Raw genomic sequence first — 16102 nt, forward strand, 5'->3', positions numbered from 1 at the left:
CGGTCAGGCAGACCCGCCCCATCCGACTAGGCCGAGGACCGCGCCAGCAAGCCGCGGATATCTTCGAGGTCCTGGAGCTTGTCGACATCGACGGCAGCAAGCCCGTTGGAAGCCCTTACCAACCGCGCTTCGATACCGATCCGCCGCCCCAGTTGCGCAATGCCATCGCCCAGACCGAGACGGCCCAAGGCATATGAGACAAGCGTGGACACCCCAAGCTTGCCGACTATCCGCCATGGCCGCTTGCGATCTTTTTCGACATTGTTCCACGTCGCAAGGGCGTGCTGGGCCCGGGAGGTTCGCAGGTAGAACAGATTGCAGCCCGACCATTCCCCGTCGGCAAACCGCAGATAGGTTCGCCGGCTTCCCGGCAAGGCGCGTTCGATGTCATCCCGTTTCGCCAGCGCGACGCCGAGATCGGCATCGTCCGGGGTCCCATCCACCAGTTCGCGGACCCATTCCGGACGCAGCAGGGCATGATCGGCGGTGGTCAGGACGAGCGGTGCGCCGAACCGGACAAAGCCGATTGCGGCACTTTCACTCGGCCCCGCCCCTGTGGGCACAACCTCGCATTCCAGCAATCGGGCGAGGTCTGCGACAGGTCCTTCGTCGCATGACACGCCGATGCGCTCCATCCCGGCCAGTCGCAGCGCCGCCACGACCCGCTCGAGCAGCGGCCTGCCCTCTATCTCTATGAGCGCCTTGTGCGGTTTGCCTTCCAGTCCGGCAAGCGGATCGCCGCCTGCGCGCGTGCCGGCCAGCACCAGTGCCGATGTCACTTGGTCTGCTCCGCCTTCACCAGACTGCGCATCACATGCCACACGGTCGCGCTCATCAGCACCCACAATACGGCCATGCCGAAAGCTACCGCGATGCCGACGCCGATCGGTCCCATCGGTGACAGCAGCATGATCCCTACCCCTAGAACGGCGACAGCCGCCAGCCGGATCATCAGCGGATATTGGGCATGCCCTGTCGAATAGAGCATCGGCTCATAGGCGACCGATGCGAGTTCGAACGACGCCGCGACCGCCAGCGGGATGAGCACTGCCGCACCGGCGATATAGGCATCGCCGCCGATCAGCATCAGCAGCGGTTCGCCCAGGAAAATGGCGACCAGAGTGACACAGACCCCGCTCAACGCTGCAATCAGCGACACCTGGCGCACCAGCTTGCGGAACATGTCGATGGCCTGCGTGGTGCGTGCGACCGCGAATTCGGGGAAGATCGCGCGCGTCAGTATGCCCGACAGCTTGCCGATGCCCTGACCCAGCTGGTCGGCGAGGCGGTAGAGACCGGCCGCGCTCGTACCCAAGAGCAAACCGACGGCGAGCACCGGCCCCTGCTTGTAGATCGCATCGAGCGTCGAACTGCCGTAAGTTATGCCGAAGAATTTGGGCAGATCGGGGTGCGTCGACACGGTTTCGCGGAAATGGCCGAAGTTTTCGCGATTGAGCGCCTTGGGCACCAGGCGCCAGGCGACGATCCAGTAGAGCAATCCCGTGAGCAGATCGAAGAAGGCCCAGGCGAACAGAAAGCGCCCCACGGTCGGCCCGACCAGAATGATGATCAGCGACGCGATCAATCGGCCCGCAGGAACCACGGCTTCGACATAGGTGCCCAGATCGAACCGGTCGAGCACGCGAACGATGCCATTGGGCGTCGTCATCCGCGACCACAGCAGGGCGACGTTGAACCAGAAAGCCATGTCGATGAATTCGGGATTGAGCGAAAGCGCTTCCCCGAAGCCGTAATAGACGACGAAGGCGACCATCGTTCCGAGCATCGCGCCGGACACATCGATGGCGCCGCACAGCCACACGATCCGCCCGAAACTGCGCCAGTCCTTGAGGCGCGACGGTTCGGCGCCGAACTTCACGACGGTCTGCCAGGTCTGGAAGCTCGCCACGGCGACCAGCGCAAGGCCGGTCGCGAATATGAGCGAGAAGTGACCGAAGTCCTTGAGACCGAGCGAGCGCGACAGGATGGCGAGATAGGCGATGGAGCAGATCGCCCCGAAGCCCTTGCCCCCCATCAGCCAGGCGACATTCTTGAAGATGTTGAGCAGACCGCCGCGCCGGTGCGGACCGGTTCGATCTTCCTCCATTGCCGCAAGTGTCATTCTCAATCCTAATGCGGCATGTGCGCCGATAGTCGGCGATGCGGTAGCGGCTGCGATCATTCTACGCAAATGCCGGGCGCTGGCTATTCACTTTGCATCGGCGGGCGGTTGCCCTATCCGCGCCGCCTATGGCCCGGGCAGTTTTCCTGTTCAATCACGATGCGGCGCATCAGGTGTCTCACCTCGCGCCGATCGCCGGCGCTATGGCGCGGCATCACCCCGAAGTCGAGACGACGGTCGCCTATGCCAGCCAGACCGTTCGTGCGCAGATCGAACGACTTGTCCGGCCAGAAGATGCCGCGCGCATGGGCTGGCACGAACTCGCCCTGCCCCGCCCCATCGCAGCCGCGACCGGTGTGCTGGACAAGATCGCCCCGGTGACGCGGCTCGCCCGTCTTCGCCTGCACCAGCCGCTGTTCAGGGCGAGCGATGCGGTCGTTTCGACCGAGCGGACCTGCCTGAGGGTAAAACGCCGGCTGCGCCCCGGCACCGCACCGCTGTTCATCAGGGTGCCCCATGGGACGGGGGATCGCAGCGTCACATTCCATCCCGACCATCGCCAGTTCGATCTCAGCCTCGTGGCCGGACCGAAGTTGAAGGAACAGCTCGTCGCCAATGGCGTCGATGCGGCGAAAATCGAGGTCACCGGTTATTCCAAGTTCGAGGGCATCGATTTCGATGCGCAGCCCGATTTCTTCGGCAACGGTCGCCCCACCATCGTCTACAACCCCCATTTCGATCCGCATCTGTCGAGCTGGTACGATGCCGGGCCCGACGTGCTGCGCTGGTTCGCCAGCGAGGCGGGGCAGGCCTTTAATCTGATCTTCGCACCGCATGTGATGCTGTTCCGCAAGTCGGTCCACATCTCCCCTGAATACAAGGTAGGCAGGGTCCGCCCGGACATCCCCGACGAGGCGCGGGCAGCGCCCAATATTCTGATCGACACCGATGGCCCGCACCTGTTCGACATGTCCTACATGCTCGCAGCAGACGGTTATATCGGCGATGCATCGAGCCAGATCTACGAGTTCCTCATGCGGCCAAGGCCGGTATTCCTGCTCGATCCGAACGCCGCGCTCGGCTCGCAGGGCGAGGACGTGCTGCCCTTCCTGCGCACCGGGCCAAGGGTGGAGAGCGTAAACGATCTGGGATCGGCGATCGGCGGGTGGGACGAGATCGGGCCGCGTTACCGTGCCGAGCAGGAGCGACTGATCGCACACACTTTCGCGCTGTCCGAAGTGCCAGCATCCCAGCGCGCGGCCGATGCCATCGCCGCCGCCATTGCGCGGCGAAACGGCGCTATGTGATGCGGATAGCCTACGTCATCAATTCGATGGAGGGCGGCGGCGCGCAGACCCCGCTGCCGAAGATCGTCGCCGCACTGGCAAAGGCGGGAGCACGCGTGCGTGTCCTCGCCCTGACGCGGCGAAACGGGCACGCGATCGAACGGTTGCAAGCCGCTGGCATCGATCCGCTCGTGCGCGAAGGTGGTGAAAGCGACCAGATCGCTGCCTATCGCTGGATCTGCGAACAGGCCCGGGAATGGGGGGCGGATGCGATCTGGACCTCGCTGACGCGGGCGACGCTGCTGGGCCAGATCGCGGGCAGGCGGCTGGGAATCCCGGTGGTGAGCTGGCAGCATAACGCCTTTCTCAAGCCCTGGAACGAGCGGCTCCTGCGCTGGCGTGCGGATGCGGCCGATCTGTGGGTGGCGGACAGCGCGCAGGTGGCGGCCCTCACTCTCGACCGTCTCGGAGTAGCTGCAGAAAAGCTGGTCACCTGGCCGATCTTCGCCGCCGATCCCGATGCGCCCCAGGCCAGGCCGTGGCAGCCCGGAGAAACGTTGCTGATCGGGAGCCTCGGCAGGCTTCACCCCAACAAGGGCTACGACATTCTGATCGAGGCCCTTGCCAAGGTGAACGCGGCGGCCACGCCAGCAATGCCGCCCTACCGCGTCGCGATCGCGGGGGAAGGGGCTGACGAAGCTAGCCTGCGCAGCCTTGCGGCGGACCGGGGTGTGGATCAGCTCGACTTCGCGGGATTTTCCGACACGAGCGCTGATTTCCTGGCGGGGTTGCACCTCTATGTTCAACCCTCGCGCCGCGAAGGCTTCTGTATCGCCGCGCATGAAGCCATGCAGGCGGGCCTGCCCGTGATCGTTTCGAAAACCGGCGAAATGCCGCTTACGGTCGACACGCCCACTATCGGGCGAGTGGTGGAGGTTGCCGATGCGCAATCGCTGGCCGCGGCGCTGGGCGAATTGCTGAATACTCCGCATAGCCTCGCCCCAATGGGAAGCGCGGCGCGCGAACGGGTGCTGAACAGATTTTCGCAGGAGAGGTTCGAGTTGAACGCGGCTGAGATCGTTCGCCGCCTCGATGGCTTGGTCAGTCGGCGCTGATTATCCGCCAGCCCCGCGCTTTGGCCTTTTCCCGCTTGCGGGAACTTGCGCTGATGAAGATCGCCTCATCGGCCAGATCGAGCAGCGGCGCGTCCGCGAAACTGTCGCTCACAAAGCGCAACTCTGCGTCTTCCAGCTGGTGATTTTGCTCCGCCGCCCATGCCCGGACCCGCGCCAGCTTGGTCTCGCCATAACAATTGCCGCCCACGATGGAGCGACCATCCCAGCGCGTGCCGATCACGGTGTCGATATCGAGATGCTTGGCGAAGGCCGCCGCGTAAAATTCGAACGCCGCGGTCGCAATGGCGATGCGCGCGCCCTGCCGGCGGTCTTCCTCCAGCAGAGCGAGTGTCGCCGGCATCAAGCCATCATCGGCAACGCGCCGATCGGCGAACTCTCGTCCGACATCCTGCAACGTCGCAATCCCGACCTTGCCGACCATCAGCTTCATCCCGCCGGTCTTGAGTGTCGTACGATCGTACAGCCCGGCGCGATAGCCGATCATCATGGCGACCCAGACCGGAAGCAGCATTAGCCTCCATGGCGTGATGCGCCGCGCCGCAAAGATCAGGAAAGGCGTAAAGGTCGCCCGCCGCGTCAACGTATTGTCGAGATCGTATATGGCGATTCGCATTTGGTGGCGTGAGGCTTACTGGACCGTCGCCGGTGCGTCCGTAACAGCCATAAGGCACGCCAGCATGGTTGCCGTCGCGGATTCGATTTCTTCCGACGTCGTCGTGCTCAGCTTCAGCCCCATGATAGAATGATGGAGCATTTCGCCCATCCCCTTGGCCGTGATGCCACGGCTTTCGAGCGCGGCTTCGTACGGCAGGAGAAATTCGCACAGATTGCGACGCGCCTCGACATGGATGTCGGCGAGTTCTTCCTTGATGGTGGTCGCGAGTTCCAGCTCGAGCTCGTCGGCATGCGGCATCGCCTGCATGGATTTCCACGATTCGATCACGATCTCGTCGAGCAATATCGAAAAGCGGGTCTTGCGGTCCTGCTCGGAGGAGCAACGCGTGAGGATGGCGTCCCATTTCGAGTTGAAATGAAATCGCACGACCCCGGTCAGCAGCGCCTCGCGATTGGGAAATATGTTGTAGACGGTCTGCCGCGAGACGCCTGCCGCTTCGGCTATATCGTTCATGGTCGCGCGCCGTACGCCGTACTGGCTGATGACCGCATAACCAGCGGCTGCTATCTTGCATGCTCTCTCTTCCATGCAGGCAGATGGACATATGATGCAAAATTGTCAATTTACATTTGTATAGGAAATGTCAAAGCGCGCAATTGTCGAGCCGTCGGTGGGGCGGTGATTCGTTTTATGAGGGAACTCCATGTCGTTTTACCGGACACTGCTCCTGCTCGTGCTAGGGCTCGTGACTGCCGCTTGCGGATCGCAGGAAACTGCGCAGCAAGGACAGGCCGTTCCGGTGCGGACCATCACGGTATCCGCCACGAATATCGACAATGTGATCGAACTTCCCGGCCGTGTTCAGCCCGTCCGGGTTGCCGAAGTGCGGGCCCGTGTCACCGGCATCGTGCAGCAAAGAACCTATGAGGAAGGAACGGATGTCAGCGAGGGCCAGGCCCTGTTCCGCATCGATCCGGCCGAGCTCAGGGCCAGTTACGCGCAGATCAAGGCTAGCCTCGATCGGGCACGCGCCACGGCCGCGAACGCCAACGCCGTCGTTACGCGATACCGGCCCCTTGTGGCGGAAAACGCCATCAGCGGGCAGGAATTCGACGCGGCCCAGGCTGCTGCACGTGAAGCAAATGCCAATGTCGCGCAGATCCAGGCTCAGCTTCGCGCTGCATCGCTCCAGTTGGGGTACACAACCGTGCGTGCGCCTATTGCGGGCCGGGCCGGCCGCGCCGTGGTGACGGAGGGCGCACTGGTTTCGCAGCCCGAAGGCACTCTGATGACGCGGGTCGAACAGATTTCCCCCATCTATGTCTCCTTCTCGCAATCGGCCATGGAAGTTCTCCAGATCAGGCGCGCCATAACCAGCGGCGAGCTCGACCTGCAGCCGGGCGATGCGGTAGAAGTGCGTCTGACCCTTCCCGATGGCAGCGAATACGGCACGCCGGGCCTGATCGAATTTCTCGACTTCTCGGTAGACGAAGCCACCGGCACGGTCCAGCTGCGCGCCGAATTCCCCAATCCTGAAGGATTGCTGCTGTCGGGCGAGTTCGTGAAGGCGCGTATCTTCGCAGGCAAGTTGACCAACATCATCGCGATCCCCCAGCTCGCCGTGACCGTGGCCGACGATGGCGGCACCGTCATGATCGTGGACAAGGATGGCAAAGCTGCCGTCCGCCCGGTCAAACTGGGTGAACTCGTGGGTGAAAAATGGGTCATCAAAAGCGGGCTCAAGCCCGGCGATCGGGTTATCGTATCCAATCTGCAAAAACTGCAGCCCGGCATGCCCGTTCAGATCGCCAATGCCGCGACCGGCCGCAAACCCGCAGCGGCTACCCCGAAAACAACGGCCAAGGCTGACTGATCGTGGCACGCTATTTCATCGACAGACCCATCTTTGCGTGGGTCATCTCACTGGCCATTCTCCTGTCGGGATTCATCGCCCTGCGGGCCTTGCCGATCGAACAATATCCCGAGGTCGCGCCGCCGTCTCTGGCGATCAACGTCGTATACCCGGGCGCCGACGCATCCACACTTGAACAGAACGTCACGCAGGTAATCGAGCAGCAGCTCAACGGGGTCGAAGGCTTCCTTTACATGGCCTCGTCCAGCCTCTCCAACGGCACGGCTTCGATCACGCTAACCTTCGAAGCCGGCACTGATATCGACATCGCCCAGACCGAAGTTCAGAACCGTCTGAGCACAGTCGAGGCGCGTTTGCCCGAGGAGGTCCGGCGACAGGGTATTACCGTCCGTCAGGCGAATTCCGGCTTCCTGATGATCGTCGCCCTGACGTCCAAATCCGGCGCTCTGGACACGACCGATCTGGGCAATATCGCCTCCAATCAGGTGATCGATGAACTGCGCCGGGTCGCCGGCGTCGGGGATGTCACGCTGTTTGGCTCTGCCTACGCGATGCGTATCTGGCTCGATCCGGAAAAGCTGGCTTCCTACAATCTCTCGCCCAGCGCAGTCGTGTCGGCAATTCGCGAACAGAACGCCCAGACGGCCGGTGGTGCGATCGGCGACCTGCCATTGCAGGAAGGGCAGCAGATCACGGCGACGATTACCACGGAAAGCCGCTTCCAGACCGAAGAACAGTTCCGCAGCATTATCCTGCGGGCGGATAGCGGGGGTGCCAGCGTTCGCCTGGGCGATGTCGCAAGCGTGGAAATCGGCGCGCAGAGCTACGCCACCTCCACCACTCTCGACGGCCAGCCCATGGCGGGCATGGCCGTCCAGCTCGCTACCGGCGCCAATGCCCTGGCCACCGCCGAAGGCGTGAAGGAGCGGATGGAAGAACTGGGCAACGGCCTGCCGCAGGACATCTCCTGGTCCATTCCCTACGACACCACGCCCTTCGTCCAGATCTCGGTCGAAGAGGTCGTCAAGACGCTGGTCGAGGCCATGGTCCTCGTCTTCCTGGTCATGTTCCTGTTCCTGCAGAACTGGCGCGCCACGCTGATACCGACATTGGTAGTGCCCATTGCGCTTGCAGGCGCCTGTCTGGGCCTGTGGCTGTTCGGCTTTTCGATCAACGTGCTGTCCCTGTTCGGCATGGTGCTGGCGATCGGTATTCTGGTCGACGACGCCATCGTCGTGATCGAGAACGTAGAGCGCATCATGCGCGAAGAGGGTCTCGACCCTGTCGAGGCGACCCGCAAGGCGATGGATCAGATCACAGGTGCGATCATCGGGATCACGCTGGTACTGGTTGCAGTCTTCGTGCCGATGGCCTTCTTCCCCGGATCGACAGGCGGCATTTACCGCCAGTTCTCGGTCACGCTGGCTATTTCCATCTTCTTCTCCGCGGTCCTCGCGCTGTCGCTGACGCCGGCACTCTGCGCCACATTCCTGCGCACCAAGGATATCCAAGCCCACGACGCCCACGAGTTCGACGACCACGCCGAGCAGGAACCGATTCCAGAAGGATGGCGCGGCCGTGTCGAACAATTGCGGCGGCGCAGCAGTGGCTTCTTCGGAAAGTTCAACCGCTGGTTCGGGCGCATGACCGAAAAATACGGGCGGACCAATGAACGCATTCTCGGTCGGCCCATGCGCGGCCTGGCCGTCTTCCTCATGCTGGCACTTGTCACGGCATTGCTGTTCTTCCGCTTGCCGGGCGGCTTCCTCCCGACCGAAGACCAGGGCTTTGCCATTACGATTGTGCAGTCCCCCACAGGGTCCACGCGGGAACGGCTCGATGAAGCCATCGCCCCGGTCGAAAGCTTCTGGGCTTCGCAGGAAGAAGTCGAACGGGTCGTCGTGGTGCGCGGCTTCAGCTTCTTCGGTCAGGGTCAGAACAATGCCATCATGTTCACCCCGTTCAAGGATTGGAGCGAACGCAGCGGCTCGGAAAGTTCGGCGGAGGCGCTGGTTGGCCGTGCGATGGGCACCTTCATGGGCATCGACAATGCGATGGTCTTCTCCATCCAGCCGCCCGCGATCCAGTCGCTCGGACAGGCCAGCGGCTTCACCATGAAGCTGCAGGACCGCGCCGGTGTAGGGCGTGAAGCCCTGACGGCAGCGCGCGATCAGATGCTCGGCATGGCGATGCAAAGCAGCCTGCTCGCCGATCTTCGCCCCGAAGACCAGCCGCCTGCACCGCAATTGCATGTGGAAGTGGACCGGGTTCAGGCCCGTGCCATGGGCCTGTCGATGACCGACGTGAACAATGCCCTGTCGATCAATTTCGGTTCGGCCTACGCCAACGATTTCAACCGGGACGGGCGCGTGCTGCAGGTGCTGGTGCAGGCAGATGCCGAACACCGCATGACGCCTGAAGACGTGCTTTCGCTGCGCATTCCGAATGCCCAGGGCGAACTGGTACCGTTCAGTTCCTTCGCCATGGCGGAGTGGACGGCCGGCCCGCCCAGCCTTGCGCGCTACAACGGTTATCCGGCCATGACCATTTCCGGGACCGCCGCGCCGGGCGAATCGTCGGGCGCCGCGCTGGCCGAGATGGAACAGCTTGCCAGCCAGTTGCCGGAAGGCATCGGGTTCGAATGGACCGGCATCAGTTACGAGGAAAAACAGGCCGGCGGCCAGATCGGCCTGCTGCTCGGACTGTCGGTCATCATCGTCTTCCTTGTCCTTGCGGCGCTTTATGAAAGCTGGGCGGTCCCCTTTGCGGTGCTGCTGATCGTGCCTATGGGGGTTCTCGGCGCAGTCCTCTTCACCATGCTGCGGGGGCTGTCGGCAGACATTTACTTCAACGTCGGGCTGATCACGATCATCGGGCTTGCCGCGAAGAACGCCATCCTGATCGTCGAATTCGCGATCGAGGAAGAGGCCGAAGGCAAGAGCCCGATGGAAGCGGTAAAGGCAGCTGCCAGATTGCGCCTGCGCCCTATCATCATGACCTCGCTCGCCTTCATTCTCGGCATGGTCCCGCTGGTGATCTCCACCGGCGCGGGCGCTGCCAGCCGCATCGCCGTCGGCACGGGCGTGATGGGCGGAATGATCGCCGCGACCGCGATCGGCATCTTCGTCATCCCGCTCCTCTACATGCTCATCCGCACGCGGATCGGCGGGAGACAGCCCAAGCCGGCCGGCACACTCGAAGGAGATGGCGCATGATCCGCAAGCTATCTGCCAGCCTGATGGCGCTCGCACTGGCGGGGTGTGTGAACCTTGCCCCCGATCACGAACGGCCTGCCCTCGCCAGCGCGCCCGCCTATGATCCGGAATTCCGGCCGGATGGCACGGTGGTCGCCTCGACCCTGTCCTATCGGGAATGGTTCAGCGACCCGCGGCTCGTCTCGCTCATCGATACCGCAGTGGCGAACAATCGCGATCTCGTCGCCGCCACCGCGCGGATCGAGCAGGCCCGGGCGCAGTACCGCATTCAGGACAGCCGCCGCCTGCCCACCGCCGTGGCGGATGCCGCGGCAACGCGCAGCCGCATCCCGCTTGGCTCGATCGCGCCCGGTACGCCCGGCTCGGTAACTATCAACCGCTACGACGTGGGCGTCGGCGTTTCGTCCTTCGAACTCGATTTCTGGGGCCGCATCGCCAATCTGTCGGAGGCTGCCCGCGCCCAGTACCTGGCTGCCGAGGCCAACCAGCGCGCGTTCTACCTCTCGCTCATCGCCGATGTCGCGACGACCTATTTCGCCCTGCTCGAAAGCGAAGCGCAGATCGATCTGGCGCAGGCCACCCTCGAGAGCCGCCAGGAGGGTCTCCGGATTGCCCGGCTCCGGCTCGATGCGGGCGTCACCTCCGCGCTGCCCTTCCGGCAGTCCGAAACGCTGCTGACGACGGCCGAACAGCAACTTGCCGCACAGCGCCTGTCGCAGGCCCAGCAGCGCAACCAGCTCTCGGTGCTCGTCGGCGGAACCACGCCGGAGAACCTCCCCGTTGCCCTTCCGATGAGCGGTCAGGAAAACGGCATGGAGCTCGATCCCGGGACGCCATCCGACCTTCTGCTGGTCCGTCCGGACATCGTCGCTGCGGAAGAGCAGCTTCGCGCGGCCCGCGCCAATATCGGCGCGGCGCGTGCAGCTTTCTTCCCGACCATTTCCCTGACTGGAAACGCCGGCTTCTCGTCCAACGATCTCGACAATCTCTTTTCTTCCGACGGGCTGTCCTGGTCGTTCGGCCCATCGATCTCCCTGCCGATTTTCGACTGGGGCGCCCGCGAAGCCGATCTGGATCTGGCCAAGGCGCGCGAAGTGGAACAGGTCGCCGTTTATGAAAAGACCGTGCAGGAAGCTTTCCGAGAGGTATCCGACGCCCTTGCCGGGCGGCGCTGGCTGGCCGAACAGGTGGCTGCGCTGACGCAGGGTGTCGCCGCGCAGGAACGCATTACGCGGCTTGCGCGCCTGCGCTACCGCGAAGGTGTGGCGGATTATCTCGAAGTGCTGGATGCCGAACGCAATCTTTTCACCGCGCAGCAGCAATTGCTCACCACCCAGCGCGCATTTCTGCAGAACGGCACGTCGCTGTTCGTGGCGCTGGGCGGCGGCCTGGCCGTGGAAACGCCTTCATAATCCGGGACTTTTCCAACTCGGCTCCCTGACAAAGACCTGCTAGGGGGCGCCGATGCTAGGAACGTTCCTTACCGATTATTCGGCCTGGATCGGCCTCGGCCTGTTGGTCGGGCTGTTCATTCTGTTCGCCACGGAACGGTTTCCGCCGGTGACCGTCGCCGTGGGCGGCGCGGCCGTCATGCTGGTGCTGGGCTATCTTCCGCGCAGCGAGATGGAACAGGTTTTCGCCAATCCCGCCCCCATCACCATCGCGGCCATGTTCATCCTCTCGGGTGCATTGATCCGTACCGGCGTTGTCGAAGCGCTGGCCAGCATCGCCGAGCGCCGGACCGAACGCCATCCGCGCCGGTCGATTACGGAACTCTTCGGCGGCACGTTCCTCGCCTCCTCGCTGGTCAACAATACGCCGGTGGTGATCATTCTGGTCCCGGTCATTCGCAAGATCGCAGGACTGGCGGGCAGTACGGCCAGCCGCCTCCTCATCCCGCTATCCTATCTCTCGATCCTCGGCGGCACGCTCACGCTCATCGGCACGTCGACGAACCTTCTCGTCGATGGCGTGGCCCAGCGCTCCGGCCAGCCGCCCTTCGGCATATTCGAACTAACCGGCGTGGGCCTGGTCGCGGCACTGACCGGCACCATCTTTCTTCTCGTCAGCGGGCGGTTTCTTCTGCCCAACCGGCCAGATGCCGCGGATCGCGACAGCGGCCGACCGCTGGAGGAACGCTACCTTACGCAGTTGCGCGTGACGCAAGACGATAAGGATATCGGCAAGGCCTATGGCGACCTTTCCCAGTTCGGTCGCTCCGGGCTGCGCCTCGTCGGTCTGGAACGCGGCGGTGCCATCCTGCGCAGCGACCTCGACGAGCTGATTGTGGAGGAAGGCGACATCATGCAGATCGCCGCCGATCAGGCCGAAATGCTGTCGCTAGCCGCCGGGCGCGGGTCGGAACTCGGCCTTTCTGCACGTGCCGCACCCGCATCCGATGAAAACCGTATCGTCGAAGCCGCGATTTCGCCCAGCCATCCGACCCTCGGTCGCAAGCTTTCGGAAGTACCCTTCCTCACCAAGACGGGCGCCCGCATTCTCGGCCTGTCGCGCGCGCGGCACTTCCCCGGCCCCACCCTGTCCGATGCGCGGATCCGCGCAGCCGATCATCTGCTGATCGAAGGCAGTCCCGCTAGCATCGCCGCGATCGAAAACAATATCAATCTGATCAACATCTCCACGCCGGACACGCGCCCGTTCCGGCGCCTGCGTGCACCGATCGCGGTTGTGACGATGATGGGCATCATCGTGCTCGCCGCGCTCGGCGTATGGACGATCGAACTTCTGGCCATAACGGGCGTGGCTATCGTGCTGCTCTCGCGCTGCATCGATCCGGAAGAAGCCTGGCGCAGCATCGATGGCAATGTCATCGTGCTGATCTTCGGCATGCTTGCCGTCGGTCTGGGTCTGGAAAGCGCGGGGACCGTCGACCTGATCGTCGATGCCGCCCTGCCGCTACTCGCAAATCTGTCGCCGCTTTACCTGTTGCTTGCGGTCTACCTGCTGACGTCCGTGCTGACCGAAACGGTTACCAACAATGCTGTCGCGGTCATCATGACCCCGATCGTGCTGGCGCTCGCCACCGATCTCGGGGTCGAACCGCGCCCGCTGCTCTTCGCCGTGATGTTCGCCGCATCGGCCAGCTTCGCAACGCCCGTCGGCTATCAGACCAACACCATCGTCTATGCCGCCGGCAATTACCGCTTCGCCGACTTCTTGAAGATCGGTGCGCCCATGAATGTCGTGGTAGGTCTGGCGACCTGTCTTGCGATCAATGCGATGGTCTAAGGGGCTGACGCCCGTGACGCCTGCCACCCGACCTAGGCGAGCGGTTCGTCTTCCGGTTCTGCTGGCCAGTCCGCTTCCTCGTGCCCGCGCGTTTTCCATAGCGAATAGAGCACGCCCGCTGCGATCAGCACGAACGTCACGCCGAGGCTGATCCAGGCCGGGAATTTCTCACCGTCCATCAGGAAGTCCGTGACGAAGATCTTGCTGCCGATGAACACCAGGATCGCTGCCAGCGCATACTTCAGATAGTGGAAGCGGTGGATCATGGCGGCGAGAGCGAAATAGAGAGCGCGCAGCCCCAGAATGGCGAAAATGTTGCTGGTATAGACGATGAACGTGTCGGTCGTGATCGCGAAGATCGCCGGCACGCTGTCCACGGCGAACACGAGATCGGCCAGATTGATGACGACCAGCGCCAGCAGCAGCGGTGTGGCCGCGCGGACCATCTTGCCCGTCTTCTCGTCCTGCACCTTCACCAGGAACTTCTGTCCGTGCAGATCCGGCGTCACCCGCATGTGACGGCTGATCCAGAGGACGACGGGGTTGCTTCCGACATCCATCGGCTCGTCGCCGGCGAAGAACATCTTGATCCCGGTGAACACCAGGAAGGCGGCGAAAAGGTACAGCACCCAATAGGCTTCGGCCAGCAGGGCCGCGCCCCCGGCGATCATCAGGCCGCGCAGGATGATGACCGCGATGATGCCCCACAATAACGCCCGGTACTGATACTTCGCCGGGATGGCGAAATAGGTGAAGATCAGGCTGATCACGAAGACGTTGTCGATCGACAGTGCCTTCTCGATGAAGAAGCCTGTGAAATATTGCATGCCCGCGGTCTCGCCGCGCTCAAACCACACCCACACGCCGAACAGCAGCGCCACGGTGATGTAGAAGACCGACAGCTTCAGGCTTTCTGCAATGCCCAGTTCCCGGTCTTCCTTATGCAGGAAGCCGAGATCGAAGGCCGTCAGTACGACGACGATTGCAAGAAAGGCACCCCAGAACCAGACCGGGGTACCAAGCCATGACGCCAGCAGGAAATCAGGCACTCGGCACCTCGTTTAGAGGTCTGGTCGCGGCGCGCGGAGCGGTGGCGAGCACTGTCATGCCGATCACCGCCGAAATCAGGGAACCGACCAGAACGCCCATCTTCACCGCATCGATCTGGTCCGGATCGATGAAGGCCAGGCCGCCGATGAACAGGCTCATGGTAAAGCCGATACCAGCCAGACAGGACAGGCCATAGATATGGCGCCAGGTCACTTCGGGCGGCATGGATGCAAGCTTGGTTTTCGCTGCCAGCCAGCATGCGCCGAACACGCCGATCTGCTTGCCGACCACAAGGCCTGCCGCAATGCCGAGCGATAGCGGCGCAAACAGCGCCTCCAGCCCGGCTCCAGCGAAAGAGACGCCGGCATTGGCAAAGGCGAAGATCGGCAGGATCATGAAAGCGACCCAGGGATGCAGTGCGTGTTCCAGCCGTTCGAGCGGCTGTTCGTCACCTGTCGCGATGGGGACGAACATGGCCGTCACGACACCCGCCAGAGTAGCATGCACGCCGGACTTCAGCACGCAAACCCACAGAAAGGCGCCGAGGAGGAAATAGGGAATGGTTCGCGCCACTCCGGCGCGGTTGAGCAACAGCATGCCCGCCGCCGGGACCAGTGCAAGCGCCAGTGCGCCCACGTTCATGTTTTCGGTATAGAACAGCGCGATGATGGCGATCGCACCGATGTCGTCGATGATGGCGATGGCCAGCAGCAGCGCCTTCAGCGCGACCGGTACCCTGCTGCCCAGCAGAGCGAGGAGACCAAGCGCAAAGGCAATGTCGGTTGCGGCGGGAATGGCCCAGCCGCGAATATTGTCCGGCGAACCGGCGTTGATGGCCACGAATACCAGCGCAGGAATGACCATACCGCCAACCGCGGCAAAAACCGGAAGCGATGCCTGCTTCCAGCTTTACAACTGACCGGTCACGATCTCGCGCTTCACTTCCAAGCCGATCAGGAAGAAGAACAGCGCCATCAAGCCGTCGTTGATCCACAGCAGCAATGGCTTGTCGATAGAAACGAGTTCGCCCGCCGTGAAATTCACCGGCGTGGCAAGCAGGCTCTGATAGCCGGCAAGCAGCGCTGAATTGGCGATGACAAGCGCAATTGCGGCGGCAACGATCAACACGATGCCGCCTGCACTCTCGCTGGCGATGAAAGCGCGAAGGCGCTGCGTGGGGGTCTGTCTGGTCATATGATCAAAGCGGGCGACGATCCGTCAAGTGTGGGGGGGAGGGAACGGACCGCCGCCCTATGCCGCAGCTAAGCGAAGCTGCGACCGTAATAATGGCGCTGTAGTGCGACGATCTTGTCCTTGAGGCGCAGGCGCAGGCGCTTCAGCGATTTCAAATCGTCGCGCGCGCCGATCGCCTTGGTCGTGTCGATCAGTCGGTTGAGGGCGCGATGCTCGCGCACCAGCTTGCGCAGATACGGGATCATGATCTTCTCGTCGGGCGTCTTGCTCATCGCGCTCTCCTTCGTTTGGTAGGGTACATATGCGTGCTTCGCGGGCGATAATCCAATTCGAAAACTTGCCATCTATCGATAAGTTTTAC

General features: G+C 62.9%; 12 protein-coding genes and 1 pseudogene. 6 read left to right on the top strand and 7 right to left on the bottom strand.

The features are described from left to right. Positions 1-26: 26 nt before the first annotated feature. Both ACIGGE_RS01370 and ACIGGE_RS01375 read right to left on the bottom strand, forming a co-directional pair. Positions 27-779, bottom strand: coding sequence for a nucleotidyltransferase family protein (locus tag ACIGGE_RS01370; protein ID WP_397489199.1), 753 nt, complete (start codon positions 777-779; stop codon positions 27-29). Continuing rightward, entirely contained in the window at positions 776-2122 is a 1347-nt protein-coding gene (locus ACIGGE_RS01375; RefSeq protein WP_397489200.1) for a lipopolysaccharide biosynthesis protein, read from the bottom strand. The genes ACIGGE_RS01370 and ACIGGE_RS01375 overlap by 4 nt, the downstream gene beginning before the upstream one ends. A gap of 128 nt (positions 2123-2250) precedes the next feature. Between ACIGGE_RS01375 and ACIGGE_RS01380 the strand changes: the two genes are divergently transcribed. Further along, positions 2251-3429, top strand: coding sequence for a hypothetical protein (locus ACIGGE_RS01380; RefSeq protein ID WP_397489201.1), 1179 nt, complete (start codon positions 2251-2253; stop codon positions 3427-3429). Further along, positions 3429-4523 carry a glycosyltransferase gene (locus ACIGGE_RS01385; RefSeq protein ID WP_397489202.1) on the top strand — a complete coding sequence of 365 codons (1095 nt, stop codon included), beginning with the start codon at positions 3429-3431 and terminating at the stop codon, positions 4521-4523. Before ACIGGE_RS01380 ends, ACIGGE_RS01385 begins: the two co-directional genes overlap by 1 nt. Here the strand turns inward: ACIGGE_RS01385 and ACIGGE_RS01390 are convergent. Together ACIGGE_RS01390 and ACIGGE_RS01395 are read right to left on the bottom strand one after the other, a co-directional pair. Next, positions 4510-5157, bottom strand: coding sequence for an HAD family hydrolase (locus ACIGGE_RS01390; RefSeq protein WP_397489203.1), 648 nt, complete (start codon positions 5155-5157; stop codon positions 4510-4512). The genes ACIGGE_RS01385 and ACIGGE_RS01390 overlap by 14 nt on opposite strands. 15 nt (positions 5158-5172) lie before the next feature. Continuing rightward, positions 5173-5748 (bottom strand): TetR/AcrR family transcriptional regulator, encoded by a 576-nt coding sequence (locus tag ACIGGE_RS01395; protein ID WP_272019845.1) that lies wholly within the window; start codon positions 5746-5748, stop codon positions 5173-5175. Positions 5749-5863: 115 nt separating this feature from the next. Between ACIGGE_RS01395 and ACIGGE_RS01400 the strand changes: the two genes are divergently transcribed. From ACIGGE_RS01400 to ACIGGE_RS01415, 4 genes are read left to right on the top strand one after another with little or no spacing between them, the layout of a single operon-like run. Then, positions 5864-7033 carry an efflux RND transporter periplasmic adaptor subunit gene (locus ACIGGE_RS01400; RefSeq protein ID WP_397489204.1) on the top strand — a complete coding sequence of 390 codons (1170 nt, stop codon included), beginning with the start codon at positions 5864-5866 and terminating at the stop codon, positions 7031-7033. 2 nt (positions 7034-7035) lie between these two features. After that, complete coding sequence (locus tag ACIGGE_RS01405) at positions 7036-10248, top strand: multidrug efflux RND transporter permease subunit (RefSeq protein WP_397489205.1); 3213 nt, start codon at positions 7036-7038, stop codon at positions 10246-10248. Continuing rightward, positions 10245-11660 carry an efflux transporter outer membrane subunit gene (locus ACIGGE_RS01410; RefSeq protein WP_103022224.1) on the top strand — a complete coding sequence of 472 codons (1416 nt, stop codon included), beginning with the start codon at positions 10245-10247 and terminating at the stop codon, positions 11658-11660. The genes ACIGGE_RS01405 and ACIGGE_RS01410 overlap by 4 nt, the downstream gene beginning before the upstream one ends. A 52-nt stretch (positions 11661-11712) precedes the next feature. Further along, the gene (locus ACIGGE_RS01415; protein WP_397489206.1) at positions 11713-13497 is read left to right on the top strand and encodes an SLC13 family permease; all 1785 of its coding nucleotides are present in this window, start codon (positions 11713-11715) and stop codon (positions 13495-13497) included. A gap of 32 nt (positions 13498-13529) precedes the next feature. Here the strand turns inward: ACIGGE_RS01415 and ACIGGE_RS01420 are convergent, their stop codons facing one another. The 3 genes and pseudogenes from ACIGGE_RS01420 to ACIGGE_RS01430 form a co-directional block, all read right to left on the bottom strand. Further along, complete coding sequence (locus ACIGGE_RS01420) at positions 13530-14546, bottom strand: TerC family protein (RefSeq protein WP_221596374.1); 1017 nt, start codon at positions 14544-14546, stop codon at positions 13530-13532. Then, positions 14539-15741, bottom strand: a pseudogene (gene nhaA / locus ACIGGE_RS01425) (Na+/H+ antiporter NhaA). The gene ACIGGE_RS01420 and the pseudogene nhaA overlap by 8 nt, the downstream one beginning before the upstream one ends. A 68-nt stretch (positions 15742-15809) precedes the next feature. Further along, the gene (locus ACIGGE_RS01430; RefSeq protein WP_103022220.1) at positions 15810-16013 is read right to left on the bottom strand and encodes a YdcH family protein; all 204 of its coding nucleotides are present in this window, start codon (positions 16011-16013) and stop codon (positions 15810-15812) included. Positions 16014-16102 lie beyond the last annotated feature (89 nt).

Origin of the sequence: Qipengyuania sp. NPDC077410 (assembly GCF_044543405.1) — a bacterium.
In the GTDB taxonomy this organism is placed as follows: Bacteria; Pseudomonadota; Alphaproteobacteria; order Sphingomonadales; family Sphingomonadaceae; genus Qipengyuania; species Qipengyuania pacifica.